23 protein-coding genes and 1 pseudogene are annotated in these 24,185 nt (G+C 68.5%); 13 read left to right on the top strand and 11 right to left on the bottom strand.

The genetic code is table 11. From position 1 onward, the window contains the following. Nucleotides 1-389: pseudogene (locus tag BN1186_RS04550) on the top strand (IS1380 family transposase); the annotation flags it as partial. Nucleotides 390-615: 226 nt separating this feature from the next. Here the strand turns inward: BN1186_RS04550 and BN1186_RS04545 are convergent. Beyond that, the gene (locus tag BN1186_RS04545; protein WP_139650841.1) at nt 616-1,947 is read right to left on the bottom strand and encodes a hypothetical protein; all 1,332 of its coding nucleotides are present in this window, start codon (nt 1,945-1,947) and stop codon (nt 616-618) included. 457 nt (nt 1,948-2,404) lie between these two features. On the opposite strand from BN1186_RS04545, the gene BN1186_RS04540 reads away from it, so the two are divergent. The 9 genes from BN1186_RS04540 to BN1186_RS04505 all read left to right on the top strand — a co-directional run bounded on the left by BN1186_RS04540 (nt 2,405) and on the right by BN1186_RS04505 (nt 9,832). Next, nucleotides 2,405-3,499, top strand: a complete 1,095-nt coding sequence (locus tag BN1186_RS04540) for an adenosine deaminase (RefSeq protein WP_040282914.1) — start codon at nt 2,405-2,407, stop codon at nt 3,497-3,499. A gap of 31 nt (nt 3,500-3,530) precedes the next feature. Next, nucleotides 3,531-3,977 (top strand): DUF2871 family protein, encoded by a 447-nt coding sequence (locus tag BN1186_RS04535; protein ID WP_052459791.1) that lies wholly within the window; start codon nt 3,531-3,533, stop codon nt 3,975-3,977. Then, a complete protein-coding gene (locus BN1186_RS04530) occupies nt 3,974-5,188 on the top strand; it encodes a sensor histidine kinase (protein ID WP_052459790.1) in 1,215 nt (404 codons plus the stop codon). The genes BN1186_RS04535 and BN1186_RS04530 overlap by 4 nt, the downstream gene beginning before the upstream one ends. After that, complete coding sequence (locus BN1186_RS15945; protein ID WP_246043239.1) at nt 5,185-5,415, top strand: response regulator transcription factor; 231 nt, start codon at nt 5,185-5,187, stop codon at nt 5,413-5,415. Before BN1186_RS04530 ends, BN1186_RS15945 begins: the two co-directional genes overlap by 4 nt. Next, on the top strand, nt 5,364-5,837 hold the full coding sequence (locus tag BN1186_RS04525; protein WP_246043238.1) for a LuxR C-terminal-related transcriptional regulator: 474 nt from the start codon (nt 5,364-5,366) through the stop codon (nt 5,835-5,837). The genes BN1186_RS15945 and BN1186_RS04525 overlap by 52 nt, the downstream gene beginning before the upstream one ends. Nucleotides 5,838-5,856: 19 nt before the next feature. Further along, a complete protein-coding gene (locus BN1186_RS04520; RefSeq protein WP_040282913.1) occupies nt 5,857-6,402 on the top strand; it encodes a DinB family protein in 546 nt (181 codons plus the stop codon). Nucleotides 6,403-6,411: 9 nt separating this feature from the next. After that, nucleotides 6,412-7,299, top strand: a complete 888-nt coding sequence (locus tag BN1186_RS04515; RefSeq protein WP_040282911.1) for a GNAT family N-acetyltransferase — start codon at nt 6,412-6,414, stop codon at nt 7,297-7,299. 99 nt (nt 7,300-7,398) lie between these two features. Continuing rightward, nucleotides 7,399-8,868 (top strand): Na+/H+ antiporter NhaC family protein, encoded by a 1,470-nt coding sequence (locus BN1186_RS04510; RefSeq protein ID WP_218975401.1) that lies wholly within the window; start codon nt 7,399-7,401, stop codon nt 8,866-8,868. A gap of 22 nt (nt 8,869-8,890) precedes the next feature. Continuing rightward, nucleotides 8,891-9,832, top strand: a complete 942-nt coding sequence (locus BN1186_RS04505) for a ribonuclease HI family protein (RefSeq protein ID WP_040282909.1) — start codon at nt 8,891-8,893, stop codon at nt 9,830-9,832. A gap of 84 nt (nt 9,833-9,916) precedes the next feature. On the opposite strand, the gene BN1186_RS04500 is transcribed toward BN1186_RS04505, so the two are convergent. Beyond that, nucleotides 9,917-11,434 carry a SulP family inorganic anion transporter gene (locus tag BN1186_RS04500; RefSeq protein WP_052459789.1) on the bottom strand — a complete coding sequence of 506 codons (1,518 nt, stop codon included), beginning with the start codon at nt 11,432-11,434 and terminating at the stop codon, nt 9,917-9,919. Between the two features lie 149 nt (nt 11,435-11,583). On the opposite strand from BN1186_RS04500, the gene BN1186_RS04495 reads away from it, so the two are divergent. After that, nucleotides 11,584-12,078, top strand: a complete 495-nt coding sequence (locus tag BN1186_RS04495; protein WP_052459788.1) for an RNA polymerase sigma factor — start codon at nt 11,584-11,586, stop codon at nt 12,076-12,078. A gap of 173 nt (nt 12,079-12,251) precedes the next feature. Then, nucleotides 12,252-12,692 (top strand): hypothetical protein, encoded by a 441-nt coding sequence (locus tag BN1186_RS04490; RefSeq protein WP_040282908.1) that lies wholly within the window; start codon nt 12,252-12,254, stop codon nt 12,690-12,692. A gap of 3 nt (nt 12,693-12,695) precedes the next feature. On the opposite strand, the gene BN1186_RS04485 is transcribed toward BN1186_RS04490, so the two are convergent. From BN1186_RS04485 to BN1186_RS04465, 5 genes are all read right to left on the bottom strand, one after another. Continuing rightward, nucleotides 12,696-13,079, bottom strand: coding sequence for a YchJ family protein (locus BN1186_RS04485; RefSeq protein ID WP_040282906.1), 384 nt, complete (start codon nt 13,077-13,079; stop codon nt 12,696-12,698). Then, nucleotides 13,076-13,651, bottom strand: a complete 576-nt coding sequence (locus BN1186_RS04480) for a hypothetical protein (RefSeq protein WP_040282905.1) — start codon at nt 13,649-13,651, stop codon at nt 13,076-13,078. The genes BN1186_RS04485 and BN1186_RS04480 overlap by 4 nt, the downstream gene beginning before the upstream one ends. A 213-nt stretch (nt 13,652-13,864) precedes the next feature. After that, nucleotides 13,865-14,713: a pyruvate formate-lyase-activating protein gene (gene pflA / locus BN1186_RS04475; protein WP_040282901.1), complete on the bottom strand. Its 849-nt coding sequence runs from the start codon at nt 14,711-14,713 to the stop codon at nt 13,865-13,867. Beyond that, nucleotides 14,710-14,961, bottom strand: coding sequence for an autonomous glycyl radical cofactor GrcA2 (grcA2, locus tag BN1186_RS16220; RefSeq protein ID WP_040282900.1), 252 nt, complete (start codon nt 14,959-14,961; stop codon nt 14,710-14,712). The genes pflA and grcA2 overlap by 4 nt, the downstream gene beginning before the upstream one ends. A gap of 14 nt (nt 14,962-14,975) precedes the next feature. Next, complete coding sequence (locus BN1186_RS04465; RefSeq protein WP_281278437.1) at nt 14,976-17,075, bottom strand: pyruvate formate lyase family protein; 2,100 nt, start codon at nt 17,073-17,075, stop codon at nt 14,976-14,978. A 200-nt stretch (nt 17,076-17,275) separates the two neighbouring features. Here BN1186_RS04465 and metG point away from each other — a divergent pair, with 200 nt between their 5' ends. Then, entirely contained in the window at nt 17,276-19,069 is a 1,794-nt protein-coding gene (gene metG, locus BN1186_RS04460; protein ID WP_040282896.1) for a methionine--tRNA ligase, read from the top strand. Between the two features lie 401 nt (nt 19,070-19,470). Here the strand turns inward: metG and BN1186_RS04455 are convergent, their stop codons facing one another. The 4 genes from BN1186_RS04455 to BN1186_RS04440 all read right to left on the bottom strand — a co-directional run bounded on the left by BN1186_RS04455 (nt 19,471) and on the right by BN1186_RS04440 (nt 24,106). After that, the gene (locus tag BN1186_RS04455; protein WP_040282894.1) at nt 19,471-20,643 is read right to left on the bottom strand and encodes an ABC transporter permease; all 1,173 of its coding nucleotides are present in this window, start codon (nt 20,641-20,643) and stop codon (nt 19,471-19,473) included. Nucleotides 20,644-20,799: 156 nt separating this feature from the next. Beyond that, nucleotides 20,800-21,549 (bottom strand): succinate dehydrogenase/fumarate reductase iron-sulfur subunit, encoded by a 750-nt coding sequence (locus BN1186_RS04450; protein ID WP_040282892.1) that lies wholly within the window; start codon nt 21,547-21,549, stop codon nt 20,800-20,802. Beyond that, nucleotides 21,546-23,546 carry a fumarate reductase/succinate dehydrogenase flavoprotein subunit gene (locus tag BN1186_RS04445; protein ID WP_082031112.1) on the bottom strand — a complete coding sequence of 667 codons (2,001 nt, stop codon included), beginning with the start codon at nt 23,544-23,546 and terminating at the stop codon, nt 21,546-21,548. Before BN1186_RS04445 ends, BN1186_RS04450 begins: the two co-directional genes overlap by 4 nt. Then, nucleotides 23,456-24,106, bottom strand: a complete 651-nt coding sequence (locus BN1186_RS04440) for a succinate dehydrogenase cytochrome b subunit (RefSeq protein WP_040282939.1) — start codon at nt 24,104-24,106, stop codon at nt 23,456-23,458. Before BN1186_RS04440 ends, BN1186_RS04445 begins: the two co-directional genes overlap by 91 nt. Nucleotides 24,107-24,185: the final 79 nt, after the last annotated feature.

Raw genomic sequence — 24,185 nt, 5'->3', positions numbered from 1 at the left:
ACTGGCGCTACCACGGGTTCATCACCAACAGTGACCTACCCATGATCGAGGCCGACCAACGTCACCGTGACCACGCGATCGTGGAGCAAGTCATCGCCGAGGTGAAAACCATGGCACTGAAGCATCTTCCCTCCGGGAAGTACTTCGCTAACACCGCATGGGTCGGCTACGCAGTCATCGCGTTCAACATCTCCCGCGCCGCAGCCCACGCAGCCCAGCGTCCCACCACCCGATGGCCCAGCCTGACCCGACACCTGATCACCATCCCCGCCCGGGTCACCCGATCCGCCAGACGCCTGCGGCTTCATTTACCGACCCGATGGGCCTGGAAAACCGCCCTCGACCAACTCTGGACAGCCACCAGCCCACCACTACGCGGCACTCTCTGACCACCCAGCCCCCGCAGGGCCCAACCAAAGGAACCCAGTAGAAAAGCCGGGCAGACCGGCAGATACCCCACGCCCTGACCCCACACGAACACCCACCCCTGGCCACAACCAGCCTCCAAGACCACCAACGGTGGATCCAGGCTCAGGGAGCAGCGACTCAGCACAAGCGTCGCCGCGCTGGGCGCGACGCTCAGGGACCAAGCAACTACGGGGGTCCTTCGCCCCACTACTGGTACGACACGAAGTCCGGGATGGGGTCGACCTGCTCGACGGTCTGCTGCGGCGTCAGCATCGGCAGGTCCTCGTCTTCGAAGTTCTTCCAGCCCAGATAGACGCCTGCCGGAAGGTCTTTCTTGATGGCGTTCCAGGTGCCCTGCTTGGCGGGCTGGCCGCCCAGGCCGTCGACGTGGACCATGTACTGGATCTCGTCGCGGCTGGTGTCGAGGCGTTCGCGCTCCAGGATCATCCGGGGCTGGAACTGGTGCAGCGTCAGCACCTTCGGCGGCAGGTTGTTGTCGCGGACGAGATCTGCGAGCCAGTTGCCCACCTCGTTGATCTCGTCGATGCCCGCCTGGCCGATCTGCTTCATGTGCCGCGACTCGGGGCGCAGCAGCCTCCACTCAGGGTCGAGCGCGAGGCCTACCCAGGGGCGTTTGAGGAGTTCCTCGTAGCGCACGGCCTGCTCGAGGAAGGTGCTGCGGCCGGGCTGGAGGTCGAGCACGACGTAGAGGTCGTTGGCCTCCGCTGCCTCGATGAACGGCAACACCCGCTCGAAGGACGACAGGATGGAGTAGTTGCCGTCCGAGCCCGCCGACGACGACGCGATGGTGGTGATGATCTCGAACGCGCCGATGACGGTTTCGTCGGGCAGGTGCTTCTGATAATCGGCCACCAGGGCCTTGACCCGCTCGGCGGCCTCCGCCGGGGGCTGCTCGCCCATCATGCCCAACACAGGGGCGCCTGGGTGGCCGTAGAGGGCGATCATGCGGCGGCCGGGGAACGGCGTGACGCCGCCGCCGGGCAGTTCCGCAACCGTGCGGGTGACCTCCACGCGGGAGGCCAGCTTGGCGTTGTCGCCGAACGCGGCGCCGACGGCGAGGACGGCCCCGTCGGATCCCTTGGCCTTGGCGGTGCTGTCACCGGTCTCGCCGGGGTGGCCCGAGACGGTCAGTACGGGGGTGATGCCGGCGGCGGCGAGCGTCGCGTCGATGTATGGGGGGAGGGTGGCCGTGTCGGTGAACACCGGGACGGTCGAGGCCTCCGGGGTGCGGGGCAGGCCCGGGAACTCGGGCAATTCCGCAACCGTGGCGGGCCCGGCGACGACCTCGCGGTCGCCCACCTCGAGGCCCGCGGCCGGGTAGGCGATCACGGTGGTGGTCTGCAGCCTGTCCAACTCCTCGACCAGGGCGGGGTCGGCCTGGAACAGCGGCACGCCGAGCGCCTTGGCCACCTCTGCGGCCACTGCCGGGTCGGCCGTCGCGGGGGTGGAGGACGGGCTGGCTGGGGGTGTGCTGGCCGCCGGGGAGGCGGGCGCCTCTGCCGGCGCCTGGACCAACACCGGCCACTGCCGGGTCGGCCGTCGCGGGGGTGGAGGACGGGCTGGCTGGGGGTGTGCTGGCCGCCGGGGAGGCGGGCGCCTCTGCCGGCGCCTGGACCACCACCGCGACCGCGGCCGTCTCGAACAGCGCTTGGCTGAGCGCGATCGCGCCCGCGGCGTCGAGCCCGACGACGGTGTGCTCGGCCGGCGCCGCGGTGGCCACGCCCTCCGGCGTCGGCTCCGCTTCGGGCGAGGCAGAGGCCTGCGCGGACGTCGGCTGCTCGTCGGCCTGTCCTGTGGGGCTCTGACTCTGCGGAGTCTCCGCGTCGTCGGTGCAGCCTGCGAGGAGGACGAATCCGCCCACAGCGGAGCCCGAAAGAAGTGTGCGCCTGGTGATGAGAGCCATTGAAACAGCTTGTCACATCCATTGCCGCCAGCCCAACTGCAGGCGTGCCTGTCGACGGGTAGCCTTCTGCCCATGTTGAGCCTCGACGACCTGCGCGCGCTGCCCAAGGTGGCCCTCCACGACCATCTCGACGGTGGGCTGCGGCCCGAGACCGTCATCGAGCACTGCGCCTCCAACGGCCACGAACTCCCCAGCACCGATCCGGAGGAACTGCGTCGCTGGTTCTTCGAAGCGGCCGATTCCGGCTCTCTGGTGCGCTACCTGGAGACGTTCGAGCACACCGTCGCCGCTATGCAGACGTCCGAGCAGTTGGCCCGGGTGGCGCACGAGTTCGTCGTCGATCAGGCGGCCGACGGCGTCGTCTACGCCGAGGCGCGGTGGGCCCCCGCGCAGCACCAGCAACAGGGCCTCACCCTTGCGCAGGCGGTGGAGGCCGTGCGCGACGGGCTGGCAAGGGGCATGCGCGCCGCGGCCGCTGCGGGGCACCGCATCGTGGCCCGCCAGATCCTCACCTCCCTGCGGCACGACGACCCCACCGTGGAGATCGCCAAGCTCGCCATCGAGTACCGCGACGACTCGGTGTGCGGGTTCGACATCGCGGGCGCGGAGGACGGCTTCCCGCCGTCGCGCTTCGAGGAGGCGTTCCAACTGCTCAAGCACAACAACATGTTCTTCACCATCCACGCCGGGGAGGCGTTCGGCCCGCCGTCGATCTGGGAGGCCGTGCAGGTGTGTGGCGCCGACCGGCTCGGCCACGGCGTCCGTATCGCCGAAGACCTGCAGATCGAGGAGGACCGGGTGCGGTTCGGGCGCCTCGCCGCCTACGTGCGCGACGCGCAGATCCCCCTGGAGGTGGCGCCGTCGTCGAACCTCCAGACCGGTATCGCCAGCGAGATGAAGGACCATCCCATCGAACTGCTGAAGGACCTGCAGTTCAACGTGACGGTCAACTGCGACAACCGGTTGATGAGCGACACCACGATGTCGCGGGAATACCTCAAGCTGGTGGAGACCTTCGGCTGGGACCTCGACGACGTGCGCCGCACCACGCTCAATGCCATGAGGGCCGCGTTCCTGCCGCATGACCAGCGCGAGTCGATGATCCGCGAGGTCATCGAGCCCGCTTTTGCGGCAACATCCACCGAAGGATGGACGATCCGCGGGTGAACGCCGTCGGGGATGCGGCCACCATGGAGTCATGCTGAACCGACTCTTCTTCTCCGCCGCCGCCTGGACAGGTCTCGGCCTGCTCTCCGGCCTGTACTGGCGCGAGTTCACCAAGCTCAACGAGTTCACCGGCGAAACCATGTTGTCGACCGCCCACACCCACGCCCTCGCCCTGGGCGCGCTCGTCTTCCTGGCCGCGCTGGCGTTGGCCAAGGTGTTCCCGCTGGCCGAGAAATCCGGCAAACTGTTCGCCCTGCTGTACAACATCGGCATGGCCTTCACCTTCGGCGCCATGGTGGTCAAGGGCACGCTCCAGGTACTTGAAGCGCCCATCGCGACCTCGGCGATGTGGCCCGGGTTCGCGGGCCTGGGCCACATGCTGATCTCCGGCACCTTCGTCTACTTCTTCATCATCCTGCGCAGGGCGATGAAGGCCGACGCCACCGTCGGCGCCTCGGCCGCTACCGTGGGGGCGTGAGCCCCTCCACCAGATCCGACCAGGCCGGCGTCGCTCCAGCGCCGGTCTGGTCCGCTGCGTGGTGGCTGCGCGCCGGGCAGGCGATCCTGTTCGTCGGCATGATCCTGATCGCCTCCCTGATGCCGGAGTCCATCTGGTTCGTCTGGCCGGCGTGGCCCATCATCATCGGCCTGCTGGTGATCTTCTTCAGCGGGCTGCAGATCGTCGACCGGCTGGGGATGGTGGGCCGCACCGTCTGGGTCGGCATCCTCTTCGCGCTGTCCACGTGGCTGATGTGGCTGGCCCCCACCTATCTGTGGGTCGCGTTCCCCCTGTGGCTGCTGGCGGCGGCGCTGCTGCCGCTGCTCACCGCGCTGCTGCTGACGGCCGTGACGCTCGCGATGATCGTGACCGTCCTCGCCATGAACGGGGGAGGGACCGTCGGCTCGGTGCTGGGGCCGACGGTGGGGGCGCTGATCGCGCTGGGGATGTCTCGCGGCATCCTCAAGTTCGAGCATGAAGCATCCGAGCACCGCCGGCTGCTCGAGGAGGTGCTGCAGGCCCACGACGAGACCGCCCGCCTGCAACGAGAGGCCGGCCAACTGGCCGAACGTACGCGCCTGGCGCACGACATCCACGACACCCTCGCGCAGGGCTTCTCATCCATCGTGCTGCTGGCCCGCGCCGCGGGCCGCACCGCCGACGACGACGAGACGCGCGGGCTCATCGCCCAGATCGAGGCCTCCGCTGCGGAGAACCTGGCGGAGTCGCGCCGGGTCGTCTACGCGCTCGCTCCTGAGGAGGCGGGCGCGGGCGGCCTGGCTGCGCCGCTGAGTCGCCTGACCCGCGAGGTGGCCGAAGCCCTCGGCGCCGAGTGGCAGCTCACCGTCGATCCCGAACTGCCGAGCCTGGCCACCACCACCGAGGTCGCCCTGCTGCGGGCCGCGCAGAACGCCCTGGCCAACGTGCGGCAGCATTCGCAGGCCTCGCGGATCGGGGTGGAGTTGGCGCGGGCGGCCGACGGCGTGCACCTGGACGTGGTCGACGACGGCGTGGGGTTCGATCCCGACGTGCGGGTGAAACTGTCGCTGAGCGGCGGCTACGGCCTGCGCGCGCTGCGCGAGCGGCTCGTCGCGTTGGGCGGTGGGCTCACCGTCGAATCAGAACCTGGGGGCGGCACCGCGATCTCCGCGTGGCTGCCGCTGCTGCGGGCTGAGGGGGAACAGGCATGATCAGGGTGTTGTTGGTTGACGATCATCCCGTGGTGCGCTCCGGGGTCGCGGCCCTGTTGGGCGGGGAGGCGAGCATCGAGGTGGTGGGTGCCGCCGCCACCGGCGAGGAGGCCCTGCGGTTGGTGGAGGACCTCGCGCCCGATGTGGTGCTCTGCGACCTGCGCTCGCGCCCGATGTGGTGCTCTGCGACCTGCGGCTGGGGGAGGGCCTCGACGGGGTGGGCGTGACCGAGGCGGTGCGTCGCCGGCCCAACCCGCCGTCGGTGCTGATCCTGACCACCTACGACAACGATTCCGACATCGCGCGCGCGGTGCTCGCCGGTGCGGCGGGCTACCTGCTCAAGGACGCGCAGCCCGAGGACATCGTGCGGGGGATCGCCGACGCGGTCGCCGGCCGGCTGGTGCTCTCCAGCGACCTGGAGGGTCGCGTCGTCGAGCGGATGAGCAAGGGCGTGCCTACGCTGAGCGCCCGCGAGTTGGACGTGCTGCGCCTGGTGGCGGAAGGGTTGACCAACCGCGACATCGCCAAGCAGTTGTTCATCTCCGAGGGCACCGTCAAGACCCACCTGGTCCATGCGTTCGCGAAGCTCGACGCCGATTCGCGCACCGCCGCCGTCGCCGCGGCTCGTCGCCACGGACTGCTCAGCTGACCTGCGATACATTCTTCCCATGACCGAGCCAGCCGCCCCCGAAGCCCCCGTCGCCGATGCCAAGGACTGGGCCTGGGTCACCCAGCGCCAGTGCCCGGAATGCGGTTTCGACCCGGCGACGGTGGAGCAGGCGGACCTGCCCGAACTGATCCTCGGCTCAGCCGAGCGCTACGAGGTCGCCGTCGAGAAGAAGGCGGCCGAGAAGCGGCAGTGGCCCGACGTGTGGTCGCCCATCGAGTACGGGATGCATGTCGCCGACGTGATCGAGCTCATGGGGCAGCGGTTGGAAACGATCCTCGACGGCGAGGGCGAGCCCGCCGCGTTCGACGACTGGGACCAGGACGCGGCCGCCGTCGAGAAGGAGTACTGGCTGGCCAACGGGCACGCCACAGCGGTGCTGATCCGCGAACGGGCCGAGGCGGCAGCCAAGGATTGGGCCGAACCGGAAGGCGAGCAGTGGGGCTGGGTGGGCCGCCGCGGCGACGGCACCGAGTTCACCGCACAGTCGCTGGGCCTCTACCTCGCCCACGAACTCATCCATCACCTGCACGACATCAACGGCTAGCCTTGCGCGATGATCATCGAGGTTCCGGCCGACGCGCCGCGCATCACGCTGCAGAGCATTGATGCCGACGGCCGGGCCTCGGACGTGGTGGGGCACCTGGTCGCCGCTGATGCTGATCGCCTCGTCGTCCAGCCCGAGGATAAGCCGGTGGTCTGGCTCAAAAGGGCCATGGTGCGCGGCATCAAGCGGGTGCCGGAGCGCACCGTGCTGCCCGCCTCCCCTCCGGATGCTCTGCAGCGGATGCTGGACCGCACCTGGCCGGGGCTGCGTCGCGCCCGGCTGGGCGGCTGGGTGCTGCGCGACGGCCGGGGATTCACCAGCCGCGCCAACTCCATCCTCGTCGGCGGCGACCCCGGCATGCCGTGGGAGGAGGCCGTCGCGTTGGCCGACGACTGGCGCGGCCAACCGTCGATCCTGCAGGTGGTGCTGGGCGACCCCGTCATCGCCTCGGCGAAGGCCGCCGGTTACCGGCTGACGGGCCCCACCGTCGTGATGGTGGCCCGCTCCGATGACCTGCCCTACGACCACGTGGAGGTGGCCACCTCGCCGGAGCCGGACGACACCTGGCTCTCCATCTGGCGCGGGGGTCGCAGGGAGCCTGGCCTGGTGGAGGAGCTCACGAGTTCGCCAGCCACGTACGCCCAGATCCCTGGCGTCGCCGTCGGGCGGGTGGCCGTGTGGGGGCAGTGGGCCGTCATCTCCTCTGTGGAGGTGACCCCTGAGCTGCGCGGCGCTGGCTGGGGTCGAGCCATGACACGGGCGCTCGTGGATGCCGTCGAGTCGCGGTTCGTCGCGCTGCAGGTGGGGGAGGACAACACCATCGCCCGCTCGCTGTACGCCAAGGAGGGCTTCGTCGAGCACCACACCTACGCCTACCTCTTCCCGCCTGCATTGTGAACCGGCCCTGGCGCACACCATCCGCCATTCGGCGCGTGCATCAACGGGGCGCCAGGGATCGATAACCTCCGGGGGCTGCTTGTTACCAGGAGGTCCATCTTGACTGCCACCACCGCTGCCCCCGAGCGCCTCGGATGGCGAGAGATCCTGCCCGTTCCCGCCGCTGTGACCCTAGCGGCGCTGGCCGCGGTCTACCTCGTGATGCAGCTGACCGGCAACCCGGTCAACGCCGTGGTGTTGGCCATCGTGGTGATGATCGCGCTGTGCCTGGTCAAGGTTCCGGTGATGATCGCGCTGTTGGCTTCGGCGCTGCTGGGCGGCCTGCAGGCAGGGCTCGGCATCGACGGCGCGATGGAGGCCTTCAACGCGAACCTGCTGACGGGAGCGCAGGTTGGGCTCACCTACGTGATGGTCGGCGCCCTCGCCGTGGCGCTGGCACGAAGCGGGCTCCTCGAATTGTTCGCCCGGTGGGTATCCCGGAAGGTCGGCACGGACGAGGCGAAGACCGGACGCGGCGTGAAATGGGGCCTGTTCGGGCTGCTCGTGGTGGCCTCCCTGCTGTCGCAGAACCTGGTGCCGGTGCACATCGCGTTCATCCCGATCCTGATTCCCCCGCTGCTGGGCGTCTTCAACCGGCTGCGCGTCGACCGCCGCGCCATCGCCGTGATCCTGGCCTGTTCGATGAGCGCCAGTTATCTTCTGCTGCCCACCGGCTTCGGTGCGATCTACCTCAACGAGATCCTGTTGGCCAACGTCAACGAAGTGGGACAGGACTATGGCCTCACGGCCACGGCGGACATGGCTCCGCTAGCCATGTTCTGGCCGGTGATGGGTCTCGTGGCGGGCATGATCTTCGCGGTGTTCGTCAGTTACCGACGGCCGCGCGATTACGACGAGCCGGTGCCCGGAAGCGCGGTTACTGCCCAGGATGAGGCTGAGTCGCCCCGACTGCGGCCGTTCCCCCTCATGATGACGCTACTTGCGTTGGCCGCAGCGCTGTACTTCCAGATCGCCTTCGATTCGCTCCTCATCGGTGCCATGATCGGCTTCCTGCTGCTCACCGCGGCAGGCATCTTCCGGTGGAACGATCAGGACGACGTGTTCGTCAAGGGGCTGCTGATGATGGCGCAGATCGCGATCATCATCACCGTCGCCTCCGGCTTCGCCGGCGTGCTCACCGCCACGGGTCAGATTGAACCGCTGATCCAGGCATCTGCAGCGCTCATCGGGGACAACCGGGCGCTGGGCGCCTTCCTGATGCTGCTGGTCGGATTGTTCATCACCATCGGTTTCGGTGATTCCTTCGCCAGCGTCCCGATCCTGGCGCCCATCTACATCCCCCTGGCGCTGGAGCTGGGATTCGGCCCGCTGGCGGTGGTCTGCCTGCTCGGCGCCGCTGCCGCGCTCGGCGACGCAGGGTCGCCGGCGTCCACCATCTCGCTGGGTGTCACCTCGGGTCTCGCGGCCGACGGACGACACGAGCACGTGCGCGACACCGTCGCGCCGACGTTCCTGCACTGCAACATCGGCATGCTGCTGTTCGCCTGCGTCGCGGCGCTGATGTTCTGACAGGGCCGGTAGCCTGTCTGCCGTGATTGTTGCTGCTGCTGACGGTTCCTCCCTCTCCAACCCCGGCCCCGCGGGCTGGGCCTGGTACATCAGCGACGACGCCTGGGCCTCCGGCGGTTGGCCGCACGGTACCAATAACATGGGCGAGCTCATGGCCGTGCTCGATCTGCTGCAGTCAACCGCGCACGTCGACGAGCCGTTGCGCATCCTCTGCGACTCCCAGTACGTCATCAACTCGCTGACCAAGTGGCTGCCCGGCTGGAAGCGCAAGGGCTGGAAGAAGGGCGACGGCAAGCCGGTGCTCAACGTCGAGCTCATGAAGGAACTGGACGCGGCGATGAAAGGTCGCAACCTGCACTTCGAGTGGGTCAAGGGCCACGCAGGGCACGCCATGAACGAGGCAGCCGACCAGCGGGCCCGCGCCGCGGCCACCGCGTTCCAGCAGGGCGTCGCGTTCGACCCGGGGCCGGGGTTCCCCTCCGCCGCGCCCAAGGCGCGGGCGCAGGAGTTCGCCGTCGGCTCGACGGATCCGGAGCCGGATCTGTTCTCGTTCGAGGCAGATGGTGAGGGGGTTTCGACACGCGCCGGCGACTTCGTCGCGGTGCGCGGCTCAACCAGCGAGCCGACGCCGGGCACCGCGTCGCCGCGGGTCAAGGCCAAGCTGCTGCAGCTGACCAAGGAACTCCTCGCCGACGAGGTCCGCGAGGACGCCCGAGCGCTGGGCGCACTGCTGCACCCCGACTTCGTCGCCCACGCCCTCGACGGGCGGGTCATCGACAAGGCGTACGGTGCCTGGCTCCCCACGTCGCAGCGCTTCGAGATCCTCGCCGTCGACACCTACGCCGACGGGGTCGCGGGTGTGCGCTGGCGTCAGGGCGACAAGCTCGAGAGGCTGCGCTTCTCACTGTGGCAGCAGACCCCAGAGGGATGGTTGATGCGCTTCGCCCAGGTCACCGATGGGTAGCGCCGGAATTCACCGTGAGAAAACGCGCCGATCGTCGTATATACGGCCCATCCCCTCGAAAAGTCACGGTGAATCTCAGCAACCTCAGCCCTCGGCGCCCAGCTGGCCGCTGAGTCGACGGTGGCGCGTGGCCGACGAGGGGTTGAGGCCGGTGATCTCCACGCTCTTGCCGTAGCGCTCGTACTTGGCCTCCACCGCGTCAAGCGTGGCGACGGTGGAGGCGTCCCAGACGTGTGACTCGCTCAGGTCGATGGTCACGTGCTCGGGGTCACCGGCGTAGTCGAACTGGTAGACCAGATCGTTGCTGGTGGCGAAGAACAGTTCGCCGTGCACCTTGTAGACGGCGCCGCGCCCAGTGTCGTCGAGCCGCTCGACCCTGGCGAAGCGGGCGACACGGCGGGCGAAGACGATGATCGCCACGTTGACGCCCACCAGCACGCCGATGGCCAGGTTGCTGGTGAGCACGGTGACCAGCACAGTGGTGAGCATCACGATGTTCTCGCTGAGCGGCATGCGCTTGAGGGTGGAGGGCTTGACGCTGTGCCAGTCGAACGTGGCCACCGAGACCATGATCATCACCGCGACCAGCGCGGCCATGGGGATGCGGCCGACGGCGGGGCCGAAGCCCACCACGAGGATCAGCAGGAACACGCCGGCCAGGAAGGTGGAGATGCGGGTGCGGGCGCCGGAGACCTTGACGTTGATCATGGTCTGGCCGATCATGGCGCAGCCGCCCATGCCGCCGAAGAGGCCGGACGCGAGGTTGGCCACGCCCTGGCCCCAGCCCTCGCGGGTCTTGTTGGAGTGGGTATCCGTGATGTCGTCGACGAGCTTGGCGGTCATCAACGACTCCATCAGCCCCACCAGCGCCATCGCCAGCGCGTAGGGGGCGATGATCCGCAGGGTCTCGAACGTCAGCGGCACCTGGGGGATGAACAACTCCGGCAGCGAGGTGGGCAGCTCGCCCTGCCCTGCCACGTCCGGCAACTGCCAACCGGATGCCACGACGAGGCCGGTGATCAGCAGGATCGCCACCAGCGGCGCGGGCACCATGGTGGTGAGTTTGGGGAAGAACACCATGATCGCGATGCCCAGCGCGACGAGGGGGTAGACCAGCCACGGCACGTTGATGAGGTGGGGGATCTGGGCGATGAAGATCAGGATGGCCAGCGCGTTGACGAAGCCCACCATCACCATGCGGGGGATGAACCGCATGAGGCGGGCCACCCCGATGACCGCCAGCAGGATCTGCAGGAGGCCTGCGAGCAGCACTGTCGCGATGAAGTAGTCGGTTCCGTGGTCGCGGACGACGGGGGCGATCACGAGGGCGACGGCGCCGGTCGCGGCGGTGATCATGGCGGGCCGGCCGCCGACGAACGCGATGGTCACGGCCATGATGAAGCTGGAGAACAGGCCCATCCTGGGGTCGACGCCGGCGATGATGGAGAACGAGATCGCCTCCGGGATCAGCGCCAGCGCGACGACCAGCCCGGCCAGCACCTCCGTCTTGAGCCGGCGCGGGCTCCGGAGGGCGGCAAGCGTGGAGGTGCTGCGCTCTCCGGCTTCGGGCACTGTGGATGCGGGCGCGCTGGTCTGGCTCATGGATCTCCTGCGATGAGGCCCGCGCGGAGGGCGCCGGGCCGGGGAACTGCGGGCGTGCGACGGGCGCGCCGTCGAGCAATATACCTCCCGGCTGCGCGCCACCTCGAATCGCGCTGTGACATTCGGGCCCGTAGCCGACACTAAGAGGTATGGAACGACGCGCACGATTCGACCGGCTGTACCGGTCCAACGTGGACCGCATCATGACCTATTGCCTTCGGCACCTGGCGCCCTCACAGGCGGAGGACGCCGTGGCCGACACTTTCCTCGCCGCATGGCGGCGGCTTGACGACGTGCCCGAGCCTGCCGTCGGTTGGCTCATCGTCACTGCCCGGCACACCATCTACAGCCGCTACCGCGCCCACGCGAAGGCGCAGAGTCTCGCCGAGCGGCTCGCCCGCATTACTGCATTGGCCGCTGAACCCACCGAGGTCGCCGTTGAACGCCGCGAGGTGCTGCTCGAAGCCCTCGACATTTTGAGCGAGGACGAACGCGAAGCGCTGTTCCTCACTGCGTGGGACGGACTCTCCGGCGAGGACGCTGCCCGCGCGCTGGGCTGCGGGCACGGCGCACTGCGGATGAAATTGCACCGCGCGCCCAGAAACTGTCCGAAGCGCTGGGCGAGGATTCGCCCCACCACATGAGGAGCGCGACATGACGCATCACTTCGACAAGCTCGCCCCCACCGATCCCGGCCGGGTGCACGAAGATTGGCCGGCCGCGCGGGAACGGATCCACGACGACGTGCTCGCCCGCGCACACCGACCCCGCTGGAGCTGGGCGGTGGGGTTGGCGGCCGCGGCCGCTGTCGCCCGGGGTGCTGACGCCCGACGGAGAACGTGTCTCCGAGGTGCTGCTCGGCGCGCAGGGCGCGGTGCCCGGCGTCTTCGCGACTGCCGAGTTGCTCGCTGACGGGCGGATGGGGATCGCGTACCTGGAGACACACCCGCGGGCTCAGGAGTTCGTCGATCTGGTCAACACTTCGGCGGGGGAGTCCGCCCGGGCGATCGTGTGGGAGCCCACCTACTACAGCCAGGACATGATCCCCCCGCTGAGCCAGGCCGTCAGTGCGGAGATGGAGGAGATGGGCCTGGAGTTCCACGGCGGATACTTCGACGAGGACGCCCGCGAGTTCGTCGCGTACACACCCATGCCTCCCGCGGGCCTGAAGCTGAGCAACCGACTCATGGGGGACGTGGTGATCACGGTCCGTCTTGAGGGTGGCGCATCGCGACCTGAGGGTGGCACAGGAGGGTAGGGCTCAGCCGAGCACACCGTCGACGTAGTACCAGCGCCCCTCAACCATCGCGAAGCGACTCCGTTCCCGCAACGTCGCCTCGCCGTCGGGAGAGCGCCACGTGGCGGCGAACTGCACGATGCCCGCGTCGTCCCACGCCTTGCCGGCCTCGGTGTGCTCGATGGTGAGCCCGGTCCACTCGGTGTCGTCGTCGAGATCGAGCGACGGCGGACGCGTCGCCGGATACCACGTTTCCAGCAGGTAATCCTCCAGGCCCAGTGCGAACGCCGCATAGCGCGAGCGCATGAGCGCCACCGCGGTGGGCGCCGGGCGACCGTCGTGGAACCGCCCGCAGCAGGCGGGGTAGACTTTTCCTGTGCCGCAGGGGCAGGGTGACGGTGCGGTCATGTGGTCCTTCCCCAGTTCCAGGTGATGTCCGCATCGTGCTCGGGGGCGAAGCTGCCCCAGAGTTGGAGGCAGTTCTCCGGTGAGTCGAACCACTGCTGGCCCAGTTGCACCCGCAGGGCTTGGATGCCGCGCTCGCAGGTGCCGTTGCTGAGCCAGTGCAACTCCAACTCGATGCTCTCGTCCGGCTGCAGGGTGACAGATTGGTACTCGCGGGGCTCAGAGCTCAGTTCGCCCCAGATGTTGCCGAGGTCGCGGCCGTGCAGCACTGGATCCGGCAACAGTTGCTCCTGGTCGGTGCAGTTGCGCACGCGCGCCCAGTGGTATCTGCTGCCCAGCGCCGCGTCGTAGCCGATGAAGTTCACCGCGAACGTCTGGCCCTCGGCGCAGCGCGGCCTCTCATTGACGTAGGTGACGGCGGGCCTCTCCTCGTGGGGTGGGTCCTGATCCTCGGGCCGCACGCCCCTGACCTCGGGTTCGGGATCGTGGGGGTGGTGCGCGAGCGGCGCCTCGTCGGACGCTACGGCGCAGCCGGTCAGCAGAATCGCCGCCGCAGCCATACCGATCCACCTCATGTGCCCAGCCTAGGCGCCCCCACCGTGAGCAATTGGATGGGGTCACGGTGCGACACGCCGGGAAAACGGGCGAGTTTGCGCGGTGACCCCATCCAATTGCTCACGGGGGTGGACAGCAAGCCCGGCGCCCGGGGATGTGTCCTTCTCACCCGTGACAGGCGGGCCAGTCGCACCTATGACCTGCTCGGCGTGGAGTATGAGATCTTCGGCTGATCAGCCGCGGAAGGTGGGCAGTCCGTGGGCCTCGAACTGGCCCATCACCCGCGCGATGAGTTCCTTCGACGGAGGGTCGGTGTCCTTGAGCTCGTAGTTGAGGCCCAACGACTCCCACTTGTCGCGGCCCATCTGGTGGAACGGCAGTACCTCGACGCGCTCGACGGCGTCACCCAGCGTCGCGACGTGCGCGGCGACCTTCCCGACGTTGGACTCGTCGTCGGTCAGGCCCGGCACCAGCACGAAGCGGATCCACATCCGGTTGCCCCGCTCGGCGAGCCGGCGGGAGAAGTCGAGCGTGGGCTGCAGCTCCCGGCCGGTGGTGCGCGTGTAGGTGTCCGGATCGCCTGATTTGATGTCGAGCAGCACCAGGTCGACGTCGTCGAGCAACTCGTCGGACGCGTTGCGGCCCAGGAACCCCGAGGTGTCGAGCGCGGTGTGCACGCCCATCTCCTTGGCGGCCCGCAGGAGCCGCCCGGCGAACACGGGCTGGAACAGCGGCTCGCCACCGGAGAGCGTCAGCCCGCCGCCGGTGGCGCGGAACACGCCCCGGTAGCGCTTGACCTTCTTGATGAGGTCCTCGAGGAGGACGGGCTCGCCCTTGTTGGTGAAGTACGTGTCCGGGTTGTGGCAGTACAGGCACCGCAGCGGGCAACCGGCCAGGAATACCGTCAGCCGCGTGCCGGGCCCGTCGACAGCGGTGACGAGCTCCCATGAGTGCACGGAGCCGAGGTGGACCGCGGCGATGTGCTCGGAGTGCGTCATCTCCCCGGCCGACGCGATGCCGGCAGTGCCCGACGTCGCGCGCAGCCGCGGGACGTCAGCCAGAGGGAGCTCAGTGTGCGTCACGCGTTGCCGTGGAAGGTGCGCGACAGGACGTCGCGCTGCTGGTCCTTGGTGAGCTTGACGAAGTTGACGGCGTAGCCGGAGACGCGGACGGTGAGGTTCGGGTAGTTGTCCGGGTTCTCCATCGCGTCCTCGAGGGTCTCGCGGTTGAGGACGTTGATGTTCGCGTGGAACAGGCCCTGCTCGTGTGCGCGCTCCTCACGGGAGGCCTTCATCGAGGCGAGGCGCTCATCGAAAGTCTTGACTGTCATGGTGTTGTCTCTCCTTAGTTCTCGGGCACGAAGCCGGCGTCGAGCAGGCCGACGAGGTTGCCCACCTGCTCGTCCTTGTCGCGGCCGAGGCCCGACGGGGTGATGGTGTTGGTCAGGGAGATGCCGTCGAGGGCATCGTGGTAGTCGAGCTTGCCCACCGACAGCATGGAAGCCAGCATGCCATGGGAATCCGCGCCGTTCTCCGGGTTCGCGCCCGGGGCGAACGGTGTGCCCGCCTTGTGGCCCGACGGGAAGGCTCCGGTGTTGCGCCCGTAGACCACGTTCGAGGTGATCGTGAGCACCGACTGGGTGGGCATCGCGTCGCGGTATATTTCCTGCGCGCGGATCTTCTGCATGATGGTGTGCACCACGACGGCGGCGATCTCATCGGCCCGGTCGTCGTCGTTTCCATAGCGGGGGAACTCGCCCTCCGTGATGTAGTCGACGATCAGGCCGCTCTCGTCGCGCACGGGCGTGACCTTGGCGTAGCGGATGGCCGACAGCGAATCCGCGACGATCGACAGGCCGGCGATGCCGCAGCCCAGCGTGCGCAGGATCTCGGAATCGTGCAGCGCCATCTCGATCGACTCGTAGGCGTACTTGTCGTGGCAGTAGTGGATGATGTTGAGCGCCTCGACGTAGGTGGCCACCACCCAGTCGAGCATCTGCTCGTAGCGGTGCCACACGTCGTCGAAGTCGAGCGGACCGTCGCCCTGCACGGGCTCGTGGCCCTCGACGATCAGCTTGCCGCTCACCTCATCGCGGCCACCGTTGATGGCGTAGAGCAGGCCCTTGGCGGCGTTCATGCGGGCGCCGAAGAACTGCATCTGCTTGCCCACGCGCATGGGGGACACGCAGCACGCGATGGCCGCGTCGTCGCCCCAGTAGTCGCGGATGCGGTTGTCGGCCTCGTACTGCAGGGAGCTGGTTTCGATGGAGATCGCGGCGCAGAACTCCTTGTAGCCCTCCGGCAGCGCCGGGTCCCAGAAGATCGTGATGTTGGGCTCGGGGGCGGGGCCCAGGTTGCGCAGCGTCTGCAGCAGGCGGAACGAGGTCTTGGTGACCATCGAGCGGCCGTCCTCGCCGAGGCCCGCGTCGGACCAGGTGGCCCAGTACGGGTCGCCGGAGAAGATCTGGTCGTAGTCGATGGTGCGCAGGAACCGCACGATGCGCAGCTTGATCACCAGCGCGTCGATCATCTCCTGGGCGTCGGTCTCCGTGATGGTGCCGGCGGCCAGATCGCGCTCGAAGTACACGTCGAGGAACGCGGAGAGGCGACCGATCGACATGGCGGCGCCGTCCTGGCTCTTGATCGAGGCCAGGTAGCCGAAGTAGGTCCACTGCACGGCTTCCTTGGCGGTGCGCGCGGGGCGGGAGATGTCGAAGCCGTAGATCTCGCCGAGCTTCTTCAGCTTCTGCAGCGCCTTGATCTGCTCGGAGTGCTCTTCGCGGTAGCGCGCCCAGTGCTCGGAGAAGCCCTGGTCGGCGACGGCGTCCTTGGCCTGCTTCTTCTCCTCGATGAGGGCGTCCACACCGTAGAGGGCGACGCGGCGGTAGTCGCCGATGATGCGGCCGCGGCCGTACGCATCAGGCAGGCCGGTGATGATGTGCGACGAGCGGGCCGCGCGGATGCGGGGGGTGTAGATGTCGAAGACCGCGTCGTTGTGGGTCTTGCGGTACTTGGTGAAGATCTCCTTGACCTGCTCGTCGGGCTTGGCGCCCGCCTCGCGCAGCGCGGTCTCCACCATGCGCCAGCCGCCGTAGGGCATCATGGCGCGCTTCAGCGGCACATCGGTCTGCAGGCCGACGATCACGTCGTCGCCCTTCCAGATGTAGCCCGCCGGGAAGGCGTCGATGTCCGCGGGGGTCTCGGTGTCGACGGCGAACACGCGGTTGCGGCGCTCGACGGAGAGGTAGTTGTCCTCGAGGCGCTGCCACGTGTCGGTGGTTTTCTGCGTGGGGCCGGCCAGGAAGGCCGCGTCGCCGTCATAGGGGGTGTAGTTGCGCTGGACGAAATCGCGCACATCGATGCGCTCACACCAGCTTCCTTCGGTGAATCCGTCCCACTCGGTGGGGTTGTTTACCAATGCTGTTCCGGCTGCGTTCAACGTCACACGGGTCATTTTACGACGACTCGTAGGATAAAGCGAAGTGAGCAGGAGGGGTGAAGGTTTGGGTCCGTGGTGAGCGGGAAGGGTCGCCTGAGTGAGCGACAAGGTGGGAATGGGCGCGGGATTCGCTCACTTTCGATGCTGGCGTCTGCGGCGTCGTCGGCTCAGCGGATGGTGGGGCGGGCAGCGATAGGATGGCGCGCATGAGTCACGTTCTTGCTGCCGTCGCCTGGCCCTACGCCAACGGCCCCCGCCACATCGGTCATGTCTCGGGCTTCGGGGTTCCCTCCGATGTGTTCTCCCGCTACATGCGCATGGCCGGCCACGACGTGCTCATGGTCTCCGGCTCTGACGAACACGGCACCGCCATCCAGGTGAAGGCCGACTCCGAAGGGCTCACCGCCAGGCAGACGGCGGACAAGTACCACGCCCAGATCGTCTCAGATCTGCAGGGCCTGGGCCTCAGCTACGACCTCTACACCCGCACCACCACGCCCAACCACTATCACGTGGTCCAGGAGATGTTCACGGCCCTGTACGAGAACGGCTACATCGTGGCCAAGACTCAGATGGGTGCCATCTCCCCGTCAACGGGCCGCACGCTGCCGGACCGCTTCATCGAGGGCACGTGCCCGCTGTGCGGCTACGACAACGCCCGCGGCGACCAGTGCGACAACTGCGGCAACCAACTCGACCCGGCAGACCTGATCAATCCTAAGTCCAAGGTCAACGGCGAGACGCCCAACTTCGTCGAGACCGAGCACTTCTTCCTCGACCTGCCCAAACTCGCGCCGGCGCTCACAGAGTGGATCGACAGCCGCGAGGACTGGCGCCCCAACGTGCTGAAGTTCTCGCACAATCTGCTCAAGGAGATCCGCGAGCGCGCCATCACCCGTGACCTCGACTGGGGCGTGCCCGTCCCGCTCGACGGCTGGCGCGACGCCCCCATGAAGCGCATCTACGTGTGGTTCGACGCGGTCATCGGCTACCTCTCGGCCTCCATCGAATGGGCCAAGCGCTCCGGGGATCCGGACGCGTGGCGCAAGTGGTGGAACGACGACGCGGCCCGCAGCTACTACTTCATGGGCAAGGACAACATCGTCTTCCATTCCGTGATCTGGCCCGGCATCCTGCTGGGCGCCAACGGTCAGGGCACCGAGGGTGGCACCGTCCGCGAGTCGCTGGGCGACCTCAACCTCCCCACCGAGGTGGTCAGCTCCGAGTTCATGACCATGAAGGGCTCGAAGGTCTCCAGCTCGCGCGGCGCCTCGATCTTCGTGGGCGACTTCCTCAAGGAGTTTGGCCCCGACGCCCTGCGCTACTACATCGCCGTGGCAGGCCCGGAGAACCAGGACACGGACTTCACCTGGGAGGAATTCGTGCGCCGCATCAACTTCGAGCTGGCCAACGAGTGGGGCAACCTCGTCAACCGCTCCATCTCCATGGCCCACAAGAACGTCGGCGCCATCCCGGAGAAGGGGGAGTTGACCGACGACGACGTGGCGCTGCTGGACGCGTCTAGGGCTGCGTTCGACACCGTCGGCGAGCACATCGCGGCGCGCCGCTTCAAGGCTGGCATCACCGAGGCGATGCGGATCGTCGGTTTGGCGAACAAGTACATGTCGGACATGGAGCCGTGGAAGCTGAAGGAGGACCCGGCTCGCCGCGACACCATCCTGCACGTGGTGTTGCAGGTGGTCTCCGACTGCAACACGCTGCTCACCCCGTACCTGCCGCATGCGGCGCAGAAGATCTTCGAGGCGCTGGGCAACGAAGGGGTCTGGGCGGCGCAGCCCGAGATCGTCGAGGTCACCGACGGCGACCTGACCTACCCCACGCTCCAGGGCGACTACGCGGCCCAGCAGGCGGTGTGGGAGCCGCGCCCGATCGTCCCCGGCGCGCCGTTGAGCAAGCCCACGCCGCTGTTCGCGAAGCTCGACGAGAAGCTGGGCGAGACCGGCCCCGCGTGGGCCCCCATCGCCGACCCCGTTCCCTGAGCCAGTTGCTCGTGCCCTGAGCCTGCCCCCGCGACGAAGGAGCCGGGCAGGTCGAAGGGCCACGAGTCCCGAGTGCCGCACGGGTGCCGGGTTGTACCGGAGACAGCATGGTCCGTGCGGTGTATCGAGGGACGTCGTCGACGGGCCCTTCGACCAGCCGCAGGCGGCTGGCTCAGGAAACAGACGTGGCGCAGGCGCCTGGGTCGGGCGGCCGACATCCATTCCCCCGGCTTGGACGTCTTCACGAGCAAATGGATGGGGTCACGGGCGCGACACGCCGAGTAACCATGTCATGGAATGCGTGACCCCATCCATTTGCTCGTGGTCTGCCCCTTCGGCCAGCCGTAGGCGGCTGGCTCAGGGAACGCTGGCCAGGAAGGCGGTCTCGAGCCTGGGGATGCCTAACGCTGCAATGCCGCCACTGGTTCCATGCGGGCCGCCCGCCACGCTGGGTAGAGGCCTGCGAGAAGGCCGATGATGAGGCCGAACGCAGGAGTGGCCAGCAGCGATGGCGGCAGGAGCGCAGTCCATTCCCGCACAACACACACGGCGACGACGACCGCGATGCCCAGCGGTGAACCGATCAGCCCACCGATGAGCCCGAGCAGGCTGGACTCACCCACGAACTGGGCCGCAATGTGCCCGGGCGTGGCGCCCAGAGCTCGACGGAGCCCGATCTCGGGGACGCGTTCCATGACGGACACGGTCGTGAGGTTGGTGATGCCGAATGCCCCGACGAGCAGCGTGATCCCGGCGAGCACGAGGAAGAGACTGCCGAGGTCAGCCCCGATCGTCGCCTGGAGTTGGCGTGGATCAGGCGGGGTGATGACGTTGTAGGCGTCCAGGTTCTCCGGCCGCAGCGCATAGGGGGCCTGCTCGGCGACGACTGCGGCAGCGCCAATCCTCGTATCGACGGTCATCCATGAGGAGGCGTTCTCCTGCGACCCCCACAAGGCCACGGCGGTGGTGCTGGGGATGGTGACTGCACCGAGCAGCGAGGTGTTTCGGGACATGTCGTCGATGATGCCGATCACCCGGAAGCCGATGCCGTTGATGAAGATCGTGACGTCTGGGTGAGCCATGGTCACGCCCAGTCGTTCGGCGGCCACCTTGCCCAGTACGGCGACTCGACATTCATGCTCGACGCAGAAGGCATCAAACCCTCGCCCCGATTGCATGGTGGCCTTGCTGGACTCCAGGAATCCCTGCGTTGCGGCATGGACGGGAATGCCGGTCGGCGGCTTCCCCAAATCATCGGAGGGCACCGTGCGACTGACCCACAGTGGGGTCTCCGACGATACCTGCCACGTCCACCCGGCGGAGTCGACACCGTCGATTCGGATGATCCGGGCCAACCCCTCCGGCGTGAAGCCGACAGTGCCGAAGCTGGGGTCCTTGGGCTGGATCTCGAGCAAGGTGGCGCGCAGAAACGAGAACCGATCGTCGATCTGGCCTTGGGCGCTGGTGGTCAGGCCGAGCACCGCCACCAGCGTGGCGATGCCGACGACAGTGCCGGCGACGGTGAGCGCGACACGCAGCGGTCTGGTGCCGACGACACGCGTTCTGTCCAGCACCGAGGGCCTAGGCCCCCAGATTCGGCCGAAGAAGAACCTCGACGCCGAGCGTCCGGGGATACGCGAGCGGATCTACCGCACCGTCGCGATGGGCACATGGCCGAGGCGTCGAACATGCTGAGAGGTTTCGACGTGGGCTCAACCAGCGTGCGGGGGTCAACTAGCGCGGCCGCGGAAAGCGGCGCGAAGCTTTTCGCGGTGGACCGCGGCCACTGCGGTCAGCGGGATCCCCGCCGGGCAGACCTCGACGCACTCCCCATAGCTGGAGCACGGGCCGAACTCGCCGTCGAGCTGATCGACGACGGCCTTGGCTCGCCTGCCGCGTTCCTGTTTGCCGTGGGGGAGCAGCGCCAGGTGCGCGAGCTTTGCGCCGGCGAACAGGTGCGCCGCCCCGTTGGGGCAGGCCGCGACGCAGGCGCCGCAGCCGATGCAGGCGGCGAAGTCCAGCGCCAGCTCCGCGTCGTCGTGGCCGATGAGCACGTCGTCGGCGTCCGGAGCGGTGCCCGTCATGACGTCGACATGCCCACCGGCCTGGATCAGCCGGTCCAGGGAGGAGCGGTCGATCACCAGGTCCCGCACGACGGGGAACGCGGCTGAGCGCAGCGGTTCGATTCGCAGCTTCGTGACGTTGCCGAACGCCCGAAGATGCTGGCGGCACGACGGGGTCTGCGGCACCGGACCGTGCGGCGTGTCGTTGACTGTGACGCCGCACGCCCCACAGGCACCCTCGCGGCAGTCAGACTCGAACTGGATCGGCTCAACGCCGCCCTCGGCGAGCTGGTCGTTGAGCCGGTCGAGCAGCTCCAGCAGGCTCATCTCGGGCGTGGCGTCCTCGACGACGTGCGTCTCGAAGCGGCCCTCGGCCTCTGGCGAATCCTGCCGCCAGACCTCGATCTCAACCCTCATCGGTAATTCCTCACAGCCAGCGGCACCAGGTCGAAGCTCAGTTCCTCCAGGTGCCGGATGTGGTCGCCGTCCGCGGTGGTCTCCCACGCGGAGACGTTGCACCAGTTCTCGTCGTCGCGGGCGGCCTCGCCATCGGGCAGGGCGTATTCCTCGCGGAAGTGTGCGCCGCAGGATTCGGTGCGGTCCAGCGCGTCGAGCACCATCACCTCGGCCAGCTCTAGGAAATCAGCCACGCGACCGGCGCGCTCCAACTCCTGGTTGAGGCGGTCCGCCGCCCCCGCAACGCGCACGTCGCGCCAGAACTCCTCGCGCAGCCCCCGCACCGCACCGAGGGCCTCGCGCAGCCCGGCTTCGGCGCGGGAGACCCCGCAGCCGCGGTAGAGGATCTCGCCCAGCCGGCGGTGGAACTCCACGGGGCGCACGGTGCCGTCGTTGGTGCTGAGCCGTTCGATGCGGGCGTTGACCTCGCGCATGGCGGCGACCGCCTCCGGCGCGTCCAGATCCATGGGGGCGCTGCCGGCGAGGCCCGCCAGGTAGTTGGGCACGCTCAGCGGCAGCGTGAACCAGCCGTCGACGCAGGCGCTCAGCAGCGAGTTCGCGCCCAGCCGGTTGGCGCCGTGGTAGTTGTTGCCCGCCTCGCCGCCGACGAACAGGCCGGGGATCGTCGTCATCTGGTCATAGTCGCTCCACAGCCCGCCCATGGTGAAGTGCGCACCCGGCGCGATCCGCATGGGCTCGGTGTACGGGTCCTCGCCGGTGACGTCGACGTACATCTCGAACAGGTTGCCGTAGCGCTCCTCGATGGTGGCCCTACCCAGCCGCGCGATGGCGTCGCGGAAGTCGAGGTACACGGAGTTCTTCAACGGCCCGACGCCGCGGCCGGCCTCGATCTCGTCGCGGGCGGCGCGCGAGGCGATGTCGCGGGGGGTGAGGTTGCCGAAGGCGGGGTAGCGGCGCTCGAGGTAGTAGTCGCGTTCGGCCTCGGGGATCTCGCCCGGCGGACGGGTGTCGCCGGGTAGCACGGGCACCCAGATGCGGCCGTCGTTGCGCAGCGACTCGCTCATCAACGTGGTCTTCGACTGCCACGCAGAACTCACCGGCAGTGCGGTGGGGTGGAACTGCACGAACGAGGGGCTGGCGAACAGCGCGCCGCGGCGGTGTGCCCGCCAGGTGGCGGTGGTGTTGGAGTTGACCGCCAGCGTGGAGTGGAAGTACACCGAGCCGTAGCCGCCGGTGGCCAGCACGACGGCGTGGCCGGGCGTGAAGGACACCTCGCCGGTGACCAGGTTGCGGCTGACGATGCCCTGCGCCCTGCCGTCGGCGACGACCAGGTCCAGCATCTCGGTGCGAGTGTGGAGGTTCAAGGTGCCGCGGGCGACCTGCCGCAGCAGCGCCTGCGCGGCGGCCACCTGCAGTTGCTGGCCGGTCTGGCCGCGCGTGTAGTAGGTGCGCGAGACCTGCACGCCGCCGAACGAACGGGTGGCAAGCTGGCCGCCGTACTCGCGGGCGAAGGGTGCCCCGATGGCTTGGAGGTGGTCGATGACCCGCACGGATTCCGAGGCGAGCCGCACGACGTCGGCCTCGCGGCCGCGGAAGTCGCCGCCCTTGATGGTGTCGGTCACGAAGCGGGCCAGGGAGTCGCCGTCGACCTTCCGCGCCCGGGCCGCGTTGATGCCGCCCTGCGCCGCGACCGAGTGCGCCCGCCGTGGCGCGTCATGGAAGGTGAAGCATTCGACGTTGTAGCCCAGCTCTCCCAGCGCGGCGGCAGCGCCGGCGCCGGCCAGGCCCGTGCCCACCACGATCACGGTCATCTTCCGCCGGTTGGCGGGGCTGACCAGGCGGTACTCGGCCACCCGGCGCGCCCAGGCGGTGGCGGGGTTGCCGGCGGGGGTGCGCGCGTCGAGGATCACGCGATCACCCCCACCAGCACGAGCACCGGGATGGCGGCGTTGCCCAGGACGATCGCCAGCGCGAGAAGCGCCCCGACGGTGGCCCACGCGGCGCGGAACCTCCGGCCGGTGACACCCCAGTCCTGCAGCAGCGTGCGCCAGCCGTGCCACACGTGCACGCCGATCACCAGCATGGTGAAGGTGTAGAACGCGGCCATCCAGGGTCGGGAGAAGCTGGCCACCAGGTTCGCGTAGGCGGGGATCAGCCCGTCGGGGCCCATGTGGGAATACGAGTCAGGTGCCACGATGGCCCCGATCGTGAGATCGAGCAGGTGCACCACGATGAAGATCAGGATCACCGCGCCGCCGGGCAGCATGGTGCGCGCGCCCCACGCCATGGGCCGCGGCATGGCCCGACGGCGGTGCCGTCCACGCGCGGCACGTCCCCGGAGCCAGAGGGTCACGGCCGCCCAGACGTGCGCGACGAGACTGACCAGGAGGGTGACGCGAAGCGCCCACAGCACGCCCTTATGCGGGATGAGGGGATAGCCCACCTCGCGCAGCCACGTCGCGTAGCCGTCGAGGGATGCCTGGCCGCCGTAGACCTTGAGGTTGCCGATCATGTGGACCACCACGAAGGCCACGAACACGACGCCGGTGACGGCCATGACCTGTTTGAGCGCGAAGGTGCTCGGCCGGTGCGTCGCTGCGGCCGGTCGGTCTAGTACGGCGGTCATACCTCGACAG

The sequence above is a fragment of the Tessaracoccus massiliensis genome (assembly GCF_000826065.2).
Lineage (GTDB): Bacteria > Actinomycetota > Actinomycetes > Propionibacteriales > Propionibacteriaceae > Arachnia > Arachnia massiliensis_A.
The sequence above is the reverse complement of the archived record's forward strand: the minus strand, read 5'-3'. Positions and strand labels throughout refer to the sequence as shown.

Excerpts from the sequence above, each read along its gene's own strand:
- BN1186_RS04540 (WP_040282914.1), top strand. The coding sequence starts at position 2,405 with ATGTTGAGCCTCGACGACCTGCGCGCGCTGCCCAAGGTGGCCCTCCAC.
- BN1186_RS04535 (WP_052459791.1), top strand. The coding sequence starts at position 3,531 with ATGCTGAACCGACTCTTCTTCTCCGCCGCCGCCTGGACAGGTCTCGGC.
- BN1186_RS15945 (WP_246043239.1), top strand. The coding sequence starts at position 5,185 with ATGATCAGGGTGTTGTTGGTTGACGATCATCCCGTGGTGCGCTCCGGG.
- BN1186_RS04520 (WP_040282913.1), top strand. The coding sequence starts at position 5,857 with ATGACCGAGCCAGCCGCCCCCGAAGCCCCCGTCGCCGATGCCAAGGAC.
- BN1186_RS04515 (WP_040282911.1), top strand. The coding sequence starts at position 6,412 with ATGATCATCGAGGTTCCGGCCGACGCGCCGCGCATCACGCTGCAGAGC.
- BN1186_RS04500 (WP_052459789.1), bottom strand. The coding sequence starts at position 11,434 with ATGAGCCAGACCAGCGCGCCCGCATCCACAGTGCCCGAAGCCGGAGAG.
- BN1186_RS04495 (WP_052459788.1), top strand. The coding sequence starts at position 11,584 with ATGGAACGACGCGCACGATTCGACCGGCTGTACCGGTCCAACGTGGAC.
- BN1186_RS04485 (WP_040282906.1), bottom strand. The coding sequence starts at position 13,079 with ATGACCGCACCGTCACCCTGCCCCTGCGGCACAGGAAAAGTCTACCCC.
- BN1186_RS04480 (WP_040282905.1), bottom strand. The coding sequence starts at position 13,651 with ATGAGGTGGATCGGTATGGCTGCGGCGGCGATTCTGCTGACCGGCTGC.
- grcA2 (WP_040282900.1), bottom strand. The coding sequence starts at position 14,961 with ATGACAGTCAAGACTTTCGATGAGCGCCTCGCCTCGATGAAGGCCTCC.
- metG (WP_040282896.1), top strand. The coding sequence starts at position 17,276 with ATGAGTCACGTTCTTGCTGCCGTCGCCTGGCCCTACGCCAACGGCCCC.
- BN1186_RS04450 (WP_040282892.1), bottom strand. The coding sequence starts at position 21,549 with ATGAGGGTTGAGATCGAGGTCTGGCGGCAGGATTCGCCAGAGGCCGAG.
- BN1186_RS04440 (WP_040282939.1), bottom strand. The coding sequence starts at position 24,106 with ATGGCCGTCACCGGCGTCGTGTTCGTGGCCTTCGTGGTGGTCCACATG.